Annotated in this window: 13 protein-coding genes; 2 read left to right on the top strand and 11 right to left on the bottom strand. The window is 60.2% G+C overall.

The genetic code is table 11. The features are described from left to right. Nucleotides 1–487 precede the first annotated feature (487 nt). Nucleotides 488–1177: an NYN domain-containing protein gene (locus tag AF70_RS09835; RefSeq protein ID WP_019581661.1), complete on the top strand. Its 690-nt coding sequence runs from the start codon at nucleotides 488–490 to the stop codon at nucleotides 1175–1177. Here AF70_RS09835 and AF70_RS09830 read toward each other — a convergent pair. The 11 genes from AF70_RS09830 to AF70_RS09780 form a co-directional block, all read right to left on the bottom strand. Further along, complete coding sequence (locus AF70_RS09830) at nucleotides 1158–2735, bottom strand: efflux transporter outer membrane subunit (RefSeq protein WP_028939521.1); 1578 nt, start codon at nucleotides 2733–2735, stop codon at nucleotides 1158–1160. The two genes, AF70_RS09835 and AF70_RS09830, sit on opposite strands and share 20 nt — an antisense overlap. Continuing rightward, nucleotides 2732–3802, bottom strand: a complete 1071-nt coding sequence (locus AF70_RS09825; RefSeq protein ID WP_019581659.1) for an HlyD family secretion protein — start codon at nucleotides 3800–3802, stop codon at nucleotides 2732–2734. The genes AF70_RS09830 and AF70_RS09825 overlap by 4 nt, the downstream gene beginning before the upstream one ends. A gap of 26 nt (nucleotides 3803–3828) precedes the next feature. Beyond that, complete coding sequence (locus AF70_RS09820; protein WP_028939520.1) at nucleotides 3829–5367, bottom strand: MFS transporter; 1539 nt, start codon at nucleotides 5365–5367, stop codon at nucleotides 3829–3831. 126 nt (nucleotides 5368–5493) lie between these two features. Further along, the gene (locus AF70_RS09815) at nucleotides 5494–6414 is read right to left on the bottom strand and encodes a LysR family transcriptional regulator (protein WP_019651583.1); all 921 of its coding nucleotides are present in this window, start codon (nucleotides 6412–6414) and stop codon (nucleotides 5494–5496) included. Between the two features lie 76 nt (nucleotides 6415–6490). After that, a complete protein-coding gene (locus AF70_RS09810) occupies nucleotides 6491–7357 on the bottom strand; it encodes an ABC transporter permease (protein ID WP_028939519.1) in 867 nt (288 codons plus the stop codon). A gap of 20 nt (nucleotides 7358–7377) precedes the next feature. Continuing rightward, on the bottom strand, nucleotides 7378–8238 hold the full coding sequence (locus AF70_RS09805; RefSeq protein ID WP_028939518.1) for an ABC transporter ATP-binding protein: 861 nt from the start codon (nucleotides 8236–8238) through the stop codon (nucleotides 7378–7380). A gap of 5 nt (nucleotides 8239–8243) precedes the next feature. Beyond that, a complete protein-coding gene (locus tag AF70_RS09800) occupies nucleotides 8244–9269 on the bottom strand; it encodes an ABC transporter substrate-binding protein (RefSeq protein ID WP_028939517.1) in 1026 nt (341 codons plus the stop codon). A gap of 15 nt (nucleotides 9270–9284) precedes the next feature. Beyond that, entirely contained in the window at nucleotides 9285–10196 is a 912-nt protein-coding gene (locus tag AF70_RS09795; RefSeq protein WP_028939516.1) for a TauD/TfdA family dioxygenase, read from the bottom strand. Nucleotides 10197–10431: 235 nt separating this feature from the next. Next, nucleotides 10432–11799 carry an HlyD family type I secretion periplasmic adaptor subunit gene (locus tag AF70_RS09790; protein WP_019581653.1) on the bottom strand — a complete coding sequence of 456 codons (1368 nt, stop codon included), beginning with the start codon at nucleotides 11797–11799 and terminating at the stop codon, nucleotides 10432–10434. Further along, a complete protein-coding gene (locus tag AF70_RS09785; protein WP_028939515.1) occupies nucleotides 11789–13945 on the bottom strand; it encodes a type I secretion system permease/ATPase in 2157 nt (718 codons plus the stop codon). Before AF70_RS09785 ends, AF70_RS09790 begins: the two co-directional genes overlap by 11 nt. A 39-nt stretch (nucleotides 13946–13984) precedes the next feature. Further along, on the bottom strand, nucleotides 13985–15337 hold the full coding sequence (locus tag AF70_RS09780) for a TolC family outer membrane protein (RefSeq protein ID WP_028939514.1): 1353 nt from the start codon (nucleotides 15335–15337) through the stop codon (nucleotides 13985–13987). 357 nt (nucleotides 15338–15694) lie between these two features. On the opposite strand from AF70_RS09780, the gene AF70_RS09775 reads away from it, so the two are divergent. Continuing rightward, the coding region (locus AF70_RS09775) for a retention module-containing protein (RefSeq protein WP_169342475.1) at nucleotides 15695–17481 on the top strand (1787 nt) is incomplete at its 3' end.

Here is a 17481-nt window from a genome sequence, read left to right as displayed (position 1 = left end):
TCCCTGACGGATGAGCGGAGTCTACGACAGCGGGGAGGCTCGTCAAGCGGATGGCCATCATTGGTTGGAAATGTAATGTTTCAAAAAGGACAAAATTTTCAGAGCGGTCGTTGATTTCCGAGCTCGATGAGTATCGGTAATAAATCCCACAAGAAATCAGGAACGACCATTCGATCAAAAACGAAATCGGCAATAGACACTTCATCCCCTACAAACGCAACGGCACATCTACCCTTTCCGCCGTAACAATCATTAATAGATGGGTCCAGGAATGGCTTGACCATCAACCAGACAAATGCACAAAACTGGCTTGCCGGCGCTGGGGATGTCCCTCCGAGTGATGCCTTGGTCAGTCAACGGTTGACGTCATCGCTAACTCGACTTAGGATCGTCTTACTGAACCCCGTACGCAGAGATTAAGTTCACTGGCAGTTGGTGGTGAAGAAACCGGCCTAGGCCGGTTTTTTCGTTTCTGAGGATTGAGTTTGTGCGTACCGCTTTCTTTGTTGATGGCTACAACGTGTTCTATGGATTGCTCGCGGGTACCCCATACAAATGGCTCAATCTGAAAGGCTTGCTGGGCCATGTCGCCCACATCGAGAACCCACAAAATTCACTCATCTCGGTTGATTACTTCACCTCATCTGTCAAACCAGAACTTGCCACTCGCGGCAGAGTGTCCAAAGAAGCTCAAGACACCTATGTGCGTGCTTTAAAAGCGACTAATGTTGCCGTTCACTATGGTCGCCATAAACTTGAGCCAGCTAAAGCACCTCGCTTCATTGACAGAAAGACCGCCGCCTCTCGCCAAGACAAGATCGACATCTGGAAGCTTGAAGAAAAAGAAACGGATGTCCACATCGCAATCAGCATGTATCGCACTGCGGCAAGGCAGGCCAAGCTCCATTTCCATGAGCAAATCGAACAGCTAGTCCTGGTATCCAGCGACACCGATATGACTCCAGCCCTGAGAGCAATTCGAGAAGATTTCCCAGACATAAGAGTTGGAGTCATTCTTCCTCATCGAGCCGAGTTAAACCGTCCATCACCAGGCTCTTTAAAGGAGCACTCACACTGGATGCGACGTGTCGTAACCTCAGAAGAGCTGCAGTCGCACCAGTTTCCAGTTCGTGTGGCTACTCATAAGGCACCCGCGATCAAGCCGGATTATTGGTAACGGCCCCTGCCACCGGATACACCGACTCCCATCCCCCACCCAACGCCTTGTACAACCCGACCATCGCCAACGACACCCCGGTCGAGCTCTCGACCCATTGCTGCTGGGTCGCCAGCAATTCGCCTTGCACGGTGAGGACGTTGACGAAATCCACCACCCCTTCGACGTATTGCTGTTGTGCGGTGCGCAGAGCGATCTGGTTTTGGCGTACGGCTTCGGCGAGGCTGTCGCGGCGCAATTGGCTGGCGTTGTAGGCGGTGAGTTGATTGTCGATTTCATGCCAGGCCCGCAGCACGGTTTGCTGGTAAGCCAGGGCCGCTTCCTGTTGTTGGGCTTCGCGCAGGTGCAACACGCCCCGCAGCCGACCGCCGTCGAACAGCGGCAGGCTCAATTGCGGACCGATGCCGAACGAGCGCGAGCCCCAGGAGCCGAAATCGCTCAGTTGCAGGGCTTGCGAACCGATGTTGCCCGACAGGGTGATGCGCGGATAGAAGTCGCCTTTGGCCACGCCGATATTGGCAGTAGCCGCATGCAGACGGGCTTCAGCCTCACGGATGTCGGGGCGACGCTCGGCCAATTGCGAGGGCAAGCCGATGGCGACCTGGCGCGGGGTTTGCGGCATGGGAGCGTCTGTGGATAACTCGGCGGACAACGCTTGCGGCGGTTCGCCCATCAACAGGCTCAGCGCGTTGATCAGTTGCGACTGACGCTGCTCCAGCGCCGGTAAACGCGATTCGATGGCCGCGACTTGCGCGGCGGCTTCGGCGACGTCCAGATCCGTCGCCACACCGTCGGCCAGGCGCAGTTGCGAGAGTTTCAAACTATGCCGGGCGACGTCGAGGTTCTGCTCGGTGACAGCCCGGGTGCTTTGCACTCCGCGCAGTTGAATGTAGTCCTGAGCCGTTTCGGCGAGCACCGACAACAACACGCCGCGACGATCGTTTTCCGCCACCTCCAGGGTGGCATCGGCGGCTTCGGTTTCGCGGCGCACACGACCCCAGAAATCCAGTTCCCAGGAAGCGGAAAAGCCTGCATCCCACAGGTTGTACGCCGAGTCGCCGTTATTGCCCGACGGATCGTTCAGGCCTTCACCGCTGTTGCGTTTGCGCCCGTAGCTGCCGGTGGCGGCGGTGTTGGGATAGCGCTCGGCGGTGATTACCTGGCGCGCGGCGCGGCTTTGTTGCAAGCGGCTGCTGGCGAGTTTCAAATCGAGGTTGTCGGTCAGGGCGCGCTGGGTCAGGGCCGAGAGTTTCGGATCGTGGAACACTTCCCACCAGCGTTCGTCCATCTCGTTGGGAACGACCTGACTGGCGGCGGCTTTGGCCGGTTTCGACCATTGGGCGACTTGCTGTGCCTGAGGGCGCTGGAAGTCCGGTCCGACGGTGCAGGCACTCAACGAAAGCAGGTTCAACACAATAGCGACAGAACGAATGCTAGCTCTGTGGCGAGGGGGCTGGCCCCCGTTGGGCCGCGCAGCGGACCCGAAATTTGCGAGCGCTGCGCACTCGAACGGGGGCAAGCCCCCTCGCCACAGGGATGTGCGATTAGCGAAGTTCATCGTTGTGCGACCTCATGCTCATCGGCCGTAGCGCTGGCAGTATCAATACTCGCCTCCACCGACATCCCCACCCGCAACCGCTCAGCCAATGGCTGGCCTGGATCGAGGATGATTTTCACCGGAATCCGTTGCACAACCTTGGTGAAGTTGCCGGTGGCGTTGTCCGGTTTGACTGACGCGAAGGTCACACCGGTGGCCGGTGCGATGCTCTCGACGCGTCCCTGCAGGGCTTCGCCACCAAGGCTGTCGACATGCACCTGCACGTTCTGCCCCGGCTGTACGTCGGTCAGTTGGGTTTCCTGAAAATTGGCAACCACATACGCCCGCTCCAACGGCACCACGGCCAGAATCTTGCTGCCCGGTGTGACATAGGCGCCGACCCGCACCGCGCGCTCGCCGACCATGCCGTCCTGGGGGGCAACGATGCGCGTATAGGACAGTTCATAGCTGGCCATTTCCAGCGCCGCTTGCGCTCGTTTCAGCCCACCTTCGGCGGCATCGCGCTGGGCGGTCAGGATCTCCACTTGTTTGCGTTCCGCCGCCAGCACCGCTGTGGCATTGGCCAACCGAGCGGTGGCCTGATCGATGCGCGTGCGCGCCTGCTGGGCATTCTGCACGGTGCCGGCGCCCACCCCGGCGAGGTGGTTGTAGCGGTTTAGTTCATGCTCGGCGAAAGCCATCTCCGCCTTCGCCGAAACCACCGTAGCCTGGGCCTGAGCGATCACCGACGTCTGGCGCTCCAGGGTTGCCCTGGCGTTTTGCAGCTGCGCCTTGGCCACCAGGGTTTGCGCGTCGGCGGCCTCAGCGGCAGCGCGCAGGTCGCGGTCGTCGATTAACGCCAGCAGTTGCCCGGCCTTGACCTGTTGGTTGTCCTCCACCAGCACATCCTTGATGAATCCCGCCACGCGCGGCGCCACCAGGGTGAAGTCCGCCGAGACGAAAGCATCATTGGTGCTTTGCTGTGTACGCTTGCCGAACAAGCCCGGCGCCACCAGGTAAATCAACACGCCGACCACCATCGCTGCGGCAACGCCGACAGCGACTTTTTGCTTTGATTGAGTCGTCATAAAAACCTTCTGTTTCAGTGAAGCGTTCAAGTTGGCGCGCGCGGTGGATAAATCCGCGTCGGCAGCCAGAAAATCAGCAGGATCAGCGCCACCGCGACGCCGGCCATGCACAGATAAAGATCGGAAGAAGTCAGCACCACAGCCTGCTGATGCAGACGGTGAGCGAGGTTCGCGCTGGCGCTATCAACCAGAGGCGAGTTACCAAGGTTGTCCACCAGCATGCTCGAGTGGAAATGCAGCCTTGCGGTGGTCAGCGCGTCGATGACCCCGGTGGCGATCACCGCCGCCAGGCCTTTGACCGTGTTGAACCAGGCCGAAGCGAACGGTCCTTCCATCGGAGTAATGCTGCCGGTGGAGAGCATCAATAGCGGCAGCACGGCCATGGGCTGACCGAAAATCTGCAGCCATTGCAGGACGTAGAAATCGTCGCGAATCCAAACCGACGTCAGCTGCGAGCCACCGAGGCAAGACAGCGCCAGCATGCTCAAGCCAATCCCCAGCACCCAGCGGCAATCGACCCAACGCAGGTTGCACAGCGCCGCCACCAACGGCAGCGCAATCAACTGAGGCAACGCCGCCAACAGCATGATTGGCGCCGTCTGTATGGGGCGGTATCCATGGACCTGAGCCAGGTAACTGGAGGGAATGATGACCACCGCGAGCAACACCACCAACACGCCGGCCAGGGTCAACAATGCGAACGACAGGTTGCGGATGCCGAGCATCTGCAATTTGAAGAACGGAATCGGTTGCGACCACTCGTTGATCAGGAACAGCACCAGCAGTAGCAGCCCGCCGCCGAGCAGTGCGCAGATCAGACTCGACTCGAACCAGTCCAGCCGATTGCCTTGCAGGATGCCGATCACCAACATGCAAATCGCCGGAAACCCCAGTAGCAAGCCACGCCAGTTGAATGCCTTGAAGCGTTCCAGGCGCAGCGGATCCTGGGGTAGACCGTAAGCCACCGCCGCCATGGCAATCAGGCACGGCACGACGATTTGCCAGAAGGTCCATTGCCAGCCGACGTACTCGGTCCACAACCCGGCCAGCGGTGTGCCGAGACCGGGGCCGAAGGTTGCCGTCAGGGCATAACCGGCCAGGCCGTAGAGTTTCACGTTGGCCGGCAGGAATCGCAGGGCAACGGTCATCAGCATCGGCGGCAGCGCGCCGCCGGCCAGCCCTTGCAGGGTGCGCATGACCAGCAGGCTTTCGTAATTCGGGGCAAACGGGCACAGCACGCCTAACAGAGTGAAGACACTGATGGCGCACAAGGTGAAGCGCCGCAACGAGAACGTCACCGAACACCAAGGAGCAAACGCCATGGCGGCCACCGAGGTCGCGGTGTAGCTGGCGACCAGCCAGGTGCCTTCGTCGTAGCCGATGGCCAACGCACCGCGAATGTCGGCCAGGGCGACCTTGGTCACCATCTCGTTCAGGCCTGACACCAACACCACCAGTAACACGCCCACCAGGCCGATGATGATTCGCGGGCCGAAGACCGGTGGTGCGACGGCGGTCGCTGGAGTAGTCGCAGCGAGAGGCGCCGTGACCGTGAGGGAAGTCATGTACTGCACGCTCCGGAAGGGGGATACCGAAGCATTTTAGGAAGCGCGGGGGCTTACGAAAATTGACTTATTGGCAGCTTATAAGTGCACTACACGCAATGGTTAAAGGATGCGATCCCTTGATCTTCAAACCGGCTGTGCCGCCAGCCAGGTCTCGTCGCAACAAGCCTTGAGCGTTTCGCGCATCCAGCGGTGCGCCGGGTCTTTGTCGAAGCGCGGGTGCCAGGCCTGGGTCAGCATGAGGGTAGGTAGCGGAATCGGCAGGGTGAACGAGCGCAGCTTCAAGCCCAGGCGCCGCACACTCAGCAATGCTTCTTTGGGCACCGGCAGGATCAGGTCGGAATCCGGCAAGGCGAACATCGCCGCATGGAAACTCGGCGCAATCACCGCCACCCGCCGCTCCAGCCCCAAGGCGTTGAGCGCCGTGTCGATCGGCCCACGGGCGATCCCGCGACGGGACATGCTGATATGGGAAAAGCCGGCGTAACGCTCGGCGGTGATCTCGTCGTCGAACAGCGGATGGTCTTCGCGCACCAACCCGACAAAGTGGGTGGAGAACAGGTTTTGCACCTTCACTTCCGGCATCAGCGGCCGATTGTTGCTGACGCTCAGATCGATGCGCCCTTCGCGCAAGGCTTCATCATCCCCATCGCCCTCGGGAACAAAGCGCAGTTCGCAATGCGGGGCCTGGCGTTCCATCGTGTCGAACAGCTTGCCACCGTAGACACCCACAAAAAAATCATTCGCGCGAATACTGAACCGCCGGCGCAAACTGCCCAGGTCCACGTCATCGGCGGATCGGAACAGTAAAGCAGCCTGCTCCACCAGGTCCCGCACTTGCTCGCGCAACTCCAGCGCCTTGGGTGTCGGCACCAGGCCACGGCCGGCGCGTACCAGAATCGGATCGCCGATGGCCTCGCGAATCCGCGTCAGCGTCCGGCTCATCGCCGCCGGGCTGAGGTTCATCCTTCGCGCAGCGCCCACCACACTGCCCTCGTCGAGCAAGGCGTCGAGGGCGACCAACAGGTTCATGTCCGGGAGTTGCATGCTGAGCACTCATGGCTGGTCTGGATTGATTCAGACGCAATGCTAGCAGATCAAAAGATCGCCTAAGTTAATCGGATCAGCGCTGCATCCCCCAACGCTTCACCGTCACCCGCTCCAACGTATCAAACACCAGATTCTCCACCAGCAACCCAATCAGGATCACCACCGCCAACCCGGCAAACACCTTGTCGGTGTACAGCTCATTACGGTTCTGGAAGATGTACCACCCCAACCCACCCTTGCCGCTGGTCGCTCCAAACACCAGTTCAGCGGCAATCAGCGTGCGCCAGGCGAACGCCCAGCCGATTTTCAAACCGGCGAGGATCGACGGCAACGCGGCCGGGATCAGGATGAACAACACGAAACGCATGCCCTTAAGGCCGTAATTGCGCCCCGCCATGCGCAGGGTTTCCGAAACGCCAAGGAACCCGGCATAGGTGTTCAAGGCCAACGCCCAGAGCACCGAATGCACCAGTACAAAAATCAGACTGTTCTGCCCCAGTCCGAACCACAGCAGCGCCAGCGGCAACAGCGCAATCGCCGGCAGCGGGTTGAACATCGAGGTCAGCGTGCTCAGCAGATCGCGCCCCAATTGCGTCGACACCGCCAGTGTGGTCAAGGCAAACGCCAGCACAATCCCGATCAGGTAGCCCTTCAACAACACCACCAGCGAAATCCACACCTTGCCCAACAGCTCACCGCTGAGCAGGCCGTCGTACAGCGCGCTGGCGGTTTGCAGAAAACCTGGCAGCAGCAGGTCGTTATTCTGGTAACGGGCAACGGCTTCCCAGAGCAGCGCGAGCACAATCAGGATCAGGCTTTTACGCAACCAGCCCTGTTGCCAGAGACGCTGACCGAGGGCTAACTCACGCTCCAGCGGGACGCTCGTCAGCGGCTGCAAAACGGTTTCGTACTCTTTACGCGCGGATGATAGTGGGCTCATCGGGCACTCCTTTCAATGGCTCAATAAGCGATGCGAATGTCGGAAAAATCCAGCGCGCGCTCGGTTTCCGGTGACTGGCCTTCATCGAACAACAGCCGATGAATCCGCCGCGCCGATTCCTGGAACGCCACACCGCCGAGGCTGTGCAAATCGTATTGATGGCTGTGGACTTCGGCTCGCACCCGTCCCGGATGAGGCGACAGCAGCAGAATCCGGTTGCCCACCACCAACGCCTCTTCGATGGAGTGAGTGACGAACAGCAGCGTGAAACGCACCTCCTCCCAGAGCAGCAGCAACTCTTCCTGCATCTTGCGCCGGGTCAGCGCGTCGAGGGCGGCGAAGGGTTCATCCATCAACAGGATTTTCGGTTGCATCGCCAACGCCCGGGCAATCGCCACCCGAGCTTTCATGCCGCCAGACAAGGTATGCGGATAGGCATCGGCAAACGCCGCCAGACCAACCTTGTCCAGATAGTGCAGCGCCCGCTCTTCAGCCTCTTTACGCTTGAGGGTTTTGGAAGCAAGCAGCGGAAACATCACGTTCTGCTTGACGGTTTTCCACGGCGGCAGCTGATCGAACTCCTGGAACACCACGATCCGGTCCGGCCCCGGCGCATCGACCCGCTGGCCTTGCAGGCGAATCTCGCCCTCACAGGGCGGGATGAACCCGGCGATCGCCTTGAGCAACGTCGATTTGCCGCAGCCGGACGGACCGAGCAACACAAAGCGGTCCGCCGGATCGATCTCGAAACTGACCTGATGGGTCGCTCGAACCACACGCGCGGGCGTGCGGTATTCCAGGCTGACCTTGTCGACCGACAGCAGCGCTTGCGCGACCGCGATCGGATTGCTGACCGTGTGGCCTTGCAAGGGGGCGTTCATGTCGATCAGCTCCCTTGCAGCGGTTTGGCATCCTGGAAGAAGTAATCCTTCCACGAATCCGGTTTGTTCTTGATCGCGCCGACGCGGTAGAGGAACTCGGCCAGTGGGTAAGTGTTTTTCGGCGTGACGGTAAATTCGAACTGCGGGTTGTCGATGATTTTCAGCAACGCCGCACGGTCGATTTTTGCCTTGGTGACACGGATGTACGTGTCGGCCGCCGCGCCTTTATCGTTCTGCGCAAACTCGGCCGCTTCGGTCAGCGCCGCGATGAAGGCTTTATAGGTTTTCGGGTTTTCGTTGCGGAACTTCTCGGTGGCGAACAACACGGTCGGCGAGTTCGGGCCGAGCAGGTCATAGGTGTTCAGCACCACGTGCACGCTGGGGTTTTCCAGCGCCTGATCCTGGAAGGGCGGGTTGGAGAAGTGCCCGGTCAACTCGGTGCCGCCAGCGATCAGTGCCGCAGTGGCATCCGGGTGCGGAACGGCGATGGTGTACTTGTCGAGGCGATTGAACTCTTTGTCGCCCCATTGCTTGGCCGCTGCGTATTGCAGGAAGCGCGACTGCACCGACACCCCGACCGCCGGCACCGCAATGCGGTCCTTTTCGGTGAAGTCAGCGATGGTTTTGACCTTTGGATTATTACTCACCAGGTAGTAAGGAAAGTTGCCCAGGGAAGCCACGGCCTTGACGTTCTGTTTGCCGTGAGTGCGGTCCCAGATGGTCAGCAGCGGCCCGACGCCGGCACCGGCAATGTCGATGGAGCCGGAGAGCAACGCATCGTTGACCGCCGAGCCGCCGGAGAGCTGGGTCCAGTCGACCTTGATGTCGATGCCTTCCTGCTTGCCGTATTTCTCGATCAGGTTCTGATCGCGCACCACGTTGAGCAGCAGATAAACGATGCCGAATTGTTCGGCGATACGAATTTCACCCTCGGCGTGGGCCACGGTCGGCGCCACCAGGCTGCCGGCGAGCAGGCTGAAACCCAGGCCGATAGCGGCGGCCAACGGTGCAAATGGAAGACGTTTGGACATGAGGGTTCTCCGAAATCAGAAAGGCGCGTCGCCCTGGATGGTGGTGCGATACAACTTGCGGCGCAGATGGCTGGGACATCCGGCGGCGAGGTGAATCAGCGAGCGGTTGTCCCAGAACACCAGGTCGTGGGCCTGCCATTGATGGCGGTAAATGTTTTGCGGCAACACGCTGTGGGCGTAGAGCTCGTCGAGCAATTGTTTGCTCTCGTCTTCCGGCAAACCGACGATGCGGGTGGTGAAGCCCTCGCTGACGAACAACGCCTTGCGACCGTTTTCCGGGTGGGTGCGGACGATCGGATGAACAACTTCAGCGACCTGAGCCAGTTGCTCCGGCGTCAGGGTCGGACGCCAGTTGCCCTCGAATTTGCTCTCGCTGTAACGCGCCGTGTAGGAGTGCGCGGCCGAACGACCTTCGACGGCTTTACGCAGCGCCTCGGGCAGGCTGTCCCAGGCTTTGTGCATGTCGGCGAACAGCGTGTCGCCGCCTTCGGAGGGCAGCTCCTGGGCATGCAGCATCGAGCCCAGGCTCGGCAGTTCTTTATAAGAGAGATCGGAGTGCCAGAACTTGCCGGCATCACCGAGGCCGATGGATTGGCCGTTTTCGATGATGTTGGAAACGATGAGGATTTCCGGATGTCCGGCCAGCAGGAATTGCTTGAGTACATGGATCTGCAACACGCCGAAACGGCGGCTGAAGGTGATCTGCTGTTCAGGGTTTATACGCTGGTCGCGGAACACCACCACATGATGATCCAGGTGCGCACGGTGGATTCGGGAGAAGTCCTGGTGATTGATTGGGCGGGACAAATCCAGGCCGATGATTTCGGCACCGACGGCGCCGCTGAACGGGCGGATTTCGAAGGTTTGCGACGCGAGGGTGGCGGCGCTTGTTGGCTCAGGCTTTAGGGAAAAAGAGACAGCTGACATAAAAATCACTCCCACGCACGGCGCGCTCAAGGGCGCGCGTCGATCAGAAACTCACGGAGGTCCCGTGTTGGTTCGTGTCGTGCGGCGCGCCGATTGGTCGGCAGGTACGCAGGGAAGTGACTTTATAGGTATAAGAATTTAAATTTAAATACCGTTAACGAATAACGATATGGCCGAACAGGCGATGTATAGCCTGTGGCGAGGGAGCTTGCTCCTTCACCACAGGTTTAGCGTCCTACCGCTCGTGCAACGCCTCGGCGCGAGCCCGGATAATCGGCTTGAGCAAATAACTGAGTATGGTCTTCTTGCCGGTAATGATATCCACCGACGCCACCATCCCAGGAATGATCAGCAACGGCTTCTCATCCGTCCCGAGGTGGCTGCGCTCGGTGCGCAGTTTGATGATGTAGTACGTGGTCTTCTTGTCTTCATCGGTGATGGTGTCGGCACCGATCTGCTCCAGCTTGGCTTTCAGCCCGCCATAAATGGTGTAGTCGTAAGCCGTGAACTTCACCGTGGCGTCTTGCCCCGGATGCAGGAAGGCGATGTCTTGCGGGCGAATCTTGGCCTCCACCAGCAAGGTGTCGTCCAGCGGCACGATTTCCACCAGGTCGCTGCCCGGCTGGATCACGCCACCGATGGTGTTCACCAGCAACTTGTTGACGATGCCGCGCACCGGCGATGTCACCAGCGTCCGGCTGACCCGGTCTTCCAGCGCCTTGCCGGTGGCCTGGGCCTTGTTCAGATCGGTGCGCGCTTCGTTGAGTTGGGTCAGGGCTTCGCTGCGGAATTTGCCGCGAGTCTCATCGATCTTGCGCTGCACTTCCTTGATCGCCGATTCGGCGCGAGGGATCGCCAGGGTGGTGGCGTCCAATTGGCCGCGGGTTTCGACCTCGGCACGCTTGAGTCGCAAAACCTCAACCGGGGATACCGCGCCCTGAGCCACCAACGGCTCGGACATGGCGATTTCCTGACGCTGCAAGGACAGACCGCTGCGGTACTGGGCCTGTTTGGAGGTGAACTCGCGCAGCTCCTGTTGCTTCTGGATCAACTGCTCCTGCAAGCCACCGATCTCATCGTGCAGTTGCTGACGACGACTGATGTACAACGACTGTTCGCTGGCGGCCTGGCCGGGCACGGCTTTGAGCACATCGGCGGGAAAATTCAACGGACGGTCATCGACCTCGGCGCTCAAGCGCTCCACACGCAACAGCATCGACAGCCGATCGGCCTCGGTTTCGCCAACATTGGAGGCAAACCGCGTGTCGTCCAGACGGATCAGCGGCGCACCAGCCTCGACGATTTGCCCTTCCTTGACGAACAACTCGGAGACGATGCCGCCCTCAAGGTTCTGGATTTTCTGGATCTTCGACGACGGAATCGCCTTGCCGTCGCCTTTGGTGACCTCATCGATCACCGCAAAATTGGCCCACAGCATCAGGAACACGAAGAAGCCGATGATCGCCCAGATCGTCAACCGCACCACGCGCGGGGCGTCCTCGATCAGCGCTTTGTTAACCTCGGGAAGGGGTTGGCCTTGCAGCGACGCGGAGCCTTTGAAGTAGCGGCGGATGGATTCTTTGACACCGGACTTAAGCAACACTGATCTGCCCCTTTTTCAACGCTTCCATCACGGCGGCTTTCGGGCCATCGGCGAGAATCTGCCCGCGGTCGATCACCAGCAGGCGATCCACCAGCGACAACAGCGAAGCCCGGTGCGTCACCAGCACCACGGTCTTGTTTTCCACCACGGCAGCGAGGCGTTGTTTCAGGCGCTCTTCGCCAGTGTTGTCCATGGCGCTGGTGGGTTCGTCCAGCAACAGGATCGGCGGGTTGAGCAGCAACGCTCGGGCCAGGGCGACATTCTGGCGCTGACCGCCGGACAGGTTCTGCCCACGCTCACCTACTTGCAGTTCATAACCTTGCGGGTGCAGGCGGGCGAACTCATGGACGCCGGCCAGCTCCGCGGCTTGCAGCACCAATTCGTCTTCGACATAGCGCGCGCCCGACACCAGGTTGTCGCGCAACGTACCGGCGAGCAATTGGATGTCCTGGGGCACGTAGCCAATGTTGTGGCGCAGTTCGCTGACGTCGATCTGGCGGATATCCACACCATCCACCAGCAACGCGCCGTCGTCCGGCTGATAGAGGCCCACCAGCAGTTTGGCCAGGGAGCTTTTGCCCGAGCCGCTGCGACCGATGATGCCGATCTTCTCGCCCGGCTTGATGATCAGGTTGATGCCCTTCAGCGCGGGGTTCTGTTGATTCGGATAGGTGAAGGTCAGCTGACGGCATTCAATGGCGCCTTGCAGGACCTTGCGGCTCAGCGGGCGCTCGTCGAAATTGCGCTCCTGGGGCAACTCCATCATCTGATCGACCGAGGTCATGGTCACGCGGGCTTGCTGGTAGCGGGTCAGCAGACCGGACAGCGAGGCCAGCGGGCTGAGGGCACGACCGCTGAGCATGTAACAGGCGATCAAACCGCCCATGCTCAGGTTGCCGGCAATGATCTGGTACACGCCGAAGACGATCATGATCACCCCGGCCAATTGCTGAATCAGCAAGGTGATGTTCATCGCCAGACCAGACAGCATTTTCACCCGCAGCTCAAGGCGGCTGAGGGTGCCGATAGTCTGTTCCCACTGGTACTGGCGTTCGCTTTCAGCGTTGTTGACCTTGACCGCATCAAGACCGGCGAGGGTTTCGATCAGGCTCGACTGGCGCTCGGCGCCCAGGGCCATGGTTCGCTCCATGGTCGCCACCAGCGGCTTCTGCAAGGCATAACCGATCAGCAGCGCAATCGGGAACGCCAGCACCGGAATCCACACCAGATGCCCGCCGAGGATCGCGATGACCAGGAAGATCAACAGCGTAAACGGCAGGTCGATCAGGCTGGTGAGGGTCAGCGACGCGAGGAAGTCGCGCAAGCTCTGAAATTCATGGATGTTCTGGGCGAAGCTGCCGACCCGCGCCGGGCGGTACTTCATGGCCATGCCGACGATGCGCTCAAACAGCGTCGCTGAAATGATCAGGTCGGTTTTCTTGCCGGCCAGGTCCAGGCACAGGCTACGCAGGCTCTTGAGAATCAGGTCGAACACATAAGCGCCGGTGATGCCGATGGCCAGCACCCAAAGGGTCGATTCGGCCTGGTTCGGCACCACGCGGTCATAGACATTCATCACGAACAGCGGCGCGGCCATGGCGATGATATTGATCAGCAGACTGGCAGCGATGGCGTCGACGTACAGCCAGCGCGAACGCTTGAGGGTGTCGCGAAACCACGAACGCGCGCGCGGGATCAGCGTGCCGTGGTTAACGTCGAATTTGTGCTGGGGTTGGGCGAAGAACACTTTGCCGATGTAGTCGTCGGCGAGCAGTTCACGACTGACGCAGACTTCGCCACCATCGCTTTCACTGAGCAGCAAGCGGGCCTGGTCTTCACCGTGCCAGCCGAGCAGCACTGCACTGCGTCCGTCCTTGAGCAGCAACAGCGCCGGCATGGCGATTGCCGGAATCTGCTCCAGTTTGCGTTGCAGCACCCGCCCTTGCAGCCCGGCGCGAGCGGCTGCACGAGGCAGCAGTTCGACGCTCAGGCGCTGTTTGGGCAACGGCAGGCCGGTGGTCAGCATCGCCGCGCTGGCCGGCTTCTGGTGCAAAGTGCAGAGGGCTAGCAGGCCGTCCAGTAACGGATCGTCATGCAGCGCGCGTGGATCATGAATGAGTTGAACTCGACTGACTTCTGATTCCACGCTCGACACTCTTGGCTAACGGTTGAAATGGGGCAGGGCTCAATTCATCCCAGGCAGCTGGACCTTGGGCTTCACGTCATTCTGCACAACGGATGCCAACGGTGCGACCACGCCCTGACTTTTGAGCAATTCGCCCATGGTCGCCTTGATTCGGTACTGAGTAAATAACTGAATGTTTTTGATCTCGACCAGCCGACGGGAAGCGGTGAACAGCTCGTTTTCACTGTCGAGCAAGTCAAGCAGCGTCCGTTCGCCGAGGCTGAATTGCTTCTGATACGCGCCGCGCACGCTGGCGCTACGATCGACATATTGCTGGGCGATCGGCACCTGGGCGTTGGCGTTGTTCAAGGCATTCCAGGCCAGGCCCAGTTCTTCATTCAACACACGCAGGGCGTTGTTGCGGATATCCAGCGCCTGGTTCGACAGGTAGGACTTGGATTCCAGATCGGCCTTGTTGCTGCCACCGGCAAACAAATTGAAGCGCATGCGCAGCATGGCCTGCCATTCGTTGTTGTGACCGTTCTGACCATCGAGGTCGTTGTCGGCGGTGCGACCCAGCTCGGCATCGAAGCGCGGGTAGAAGCTCGACTTGGCGGCTTCGTATTGTTTCTCGGCAGCAGCGATATCCGATTCGGCGGAACGCAGGATCGGGCTGTTTTCCAGCATCTGCTCCCGGGCTTCATTCAGGTTGGCCGGCAACAGCGCCATAAAATCGGCAGGCCGCTCCAGTTGATCGGGCATTTGGCCGACGGCACTGAGGAAGTTGGTCTGGGCGTCTGCCAGGTTGGTTTGCTCGGTGATCAGGTTGTTGCGGGCCTGGGCCATACGCGCTTCGGCCTGATCGAGGTCGGCGCCGCTGCCCACGCCGCGCTGGGTACGCAATTTGATCTGGTCAAAAATCCGTTCGTGGTTTTTCAGGTTGTCTTCGGCCAGGCGCACGAACTCGCGGCGGGTCAGCACATCGAGATAAACCTGAGCCACGGTCAACGCGGTGCGTTCCGAGGTGCCCATCAAGGAATAAGCACGGGAATTAACGGTGGCTTGTTGACGCCCCACTTCGCTGGACGTCGCAAAACCGTCAAAAACCATCTGCGACAGACGTAAACTTGACTCGCTACGGTTCAGCGTTTCCCAGTGGTTGCTGCCGCCAGCGGCACGGGTGGTGACGCTGTCGGTGCCTTCGCGGCCATAACCGCCCAGCAGGTCGACCCGCGGCAGGTATCCACCTTTTGCAGCCTTTAATTGATAATCCGCGGCCAGCCGACTATTGACCCCTGCCTGGATTTCCGGATGGACATCCAGTGCCTGTTGCATGGCCTGTGGAAGGGTCTGCGCCTGAACAAAACTGGCGGCAAGGGCGAAAGGTAGAACCTTGAACAGGTGCAAACGCATAGTTGGAATTTCCCGGGACTTCTTGTCTTGAATCACTGCAGAACGTGGCGCTGCATCGCATGATGGCAACCGGAATGACCGTATGTCGGAAAGTTCAAAATCGGAACTGGATCACACGCTGTAGGACAGGTCGCCGCTTAAATATCAATGTGACATTACTGGAGCGATTGTTTAGGATGGCTCCCATAAGGTCAATAGTTTGGCATAAAGTTAATTTCGAAAAAATATAGCCAAATTATTGACGATTCGCGCGTCAAAGTTATGCATCGAATTTTGTAAGAACGTCCAGCCCCGATCGGCGAACCCGCCCGAGCGGTTCATGGAAGTCAACTGAACGTGACACCCGGAGAGTCTTCAATGAGCAGTGTTGTTGCCATCGTCAAAAGCATTGTTGGTCAGGTTTTCGCGGTGTCCCCAGAGGGCATCCGCCGCGTACTCGTTGAAGGCGACCGGTTGTTTGTGGGCGACCAGGTGGACACCGGTGCCGCCGGCGCCATTACCCTTGAACTGGCTGACGGCCGGACCCTGGACCTGGGCCGCGACACTCAGTGGAGTGGCAGCAATCCGGACTCCAGCACCGACCTTGCGCAAGCCACCGCACAAGCGGCGCCATCGGTTGACGAACTGCAGCAAGCCATCGCTGCCGGAGCCGACCCGACCACCGCGCTTGAAGCCACTGCTGCCGGCCCGACCGCCGCGAGCGCGGGCGGCGCTGCCGGTGGCGGCCACAGCTTCGTGGCTCTGGAGGCAACCGCTGCCCGGGTCGATCCGACCATTGGCTTCCCGACCGCAGGCCTCGCCACTGCGGCGTCGGCAACACAAAACACTACCGGCGGCCAGACGGCCGATACCAGCACCAATGCCCTGCGCGAATCAACGCTGAGCCTGAGTGCCACGCCGACCATCACAGAGGCCGGTGGCGTGCTGGTTTACACCGCGACCCTGACTCAGGCACCGCTGACCGACCTGACCATCACCCTGTCCAATGGCGCGGTGATCGTGATCACAGCCGGCCAGACCACCGGTACCGTCAACGTTCCGCTGGCGCCGAACGACACTGTTTATAACGATCCGACCCAGATCGACGTGACCGTCACTGGTACCACGGGCGGCAGCGGTATCGTGGTCACCCCGCCGACCACTCCGGCCGTGACCCAGGTCACCGACACCATCGACACCACCACTGTCACGCTGACAGCAGGCCCAAGCGTCACCGAAGGTGGCCAGATCACCTACACCGCCACCCTGACCAATCCGGCGCAGACGCCGGTTACCGTGACCCTGTCCAACGGTTCAACCATTACCATCGCCGCTGGAAACACCACCGGCAGCGTGGACGTGCCGACGCCGGCCAATGACGTCTACAACAACGGCAGCACCGTCAGCACCACCATCACCGGCGCTACTGGTGGCAACTTCGAGAACCTGGTGCCGAACCCGACACCTGCCGTCACCACCATTACCGATTCCGTCGACACCACCACCGTCACCCTGACGGCTGGCTCGACTGTCACCGAAGGCGGTCAGATCACCTACACCGCGACCCTGACCAATCCGGCGCAGACGCCGGTTACCGTGACCCTGTCCAACGGTTCGACCATCACCATCGCTGCTGGCGACACCTCCGGCAGTGTCAACGTTCCGACACCGGCCAACGACGTCTACAACAACGGCAGTACCGTCAGCACCACCATCACCGGCACTACCGGCGGCAACTTCGAAAACCTGGTGCCGAACCCGACCCCGGCCGTCACCACCATTACCGATTCCGTCGACAATACCGGCCTGACCCTGACCGCCACCGGCAGCGTTACTGAAGGTGGCCAGATCACCTACACCGCCACATTGACCAACCCGGCGCAGACGCCGGTCACCGTCACCCTGTCCAACGGTTCGACCATCACCATCGAAGCCGGAAAAACCACCGGCTCCGTGAATGTCGAAACCCCGGCCAATGACGTCTACAACAACGGCAGTACCGTCAGCACCACCATCACCGGCACTACTGGCGGCAACTTCGAGAACCTCGTACCGAGCACCACGCCGGCCGTCACCACCATTACCGACTCGATCGACAACACCGGTCTGAGCCTCAGCGCCACCGGCACCGTCACTGAAGGCGGCCAGATCACCTACACCGCCAC

Source organism: Pseudomonas sp. KD5 (assembly GCF_012932895.1).
Lineage (GTDB): Bacteria > Pseudomonadota > Gammaproteobacteria > Pseudomonadales > Pseudomonadaceae > Aquipseudomonas.
The sequence above is the reverse complement of the archived record's forward strand: the minus strand, read 5'-3'. Positions and strand labels throughout refer to the sequence as shown.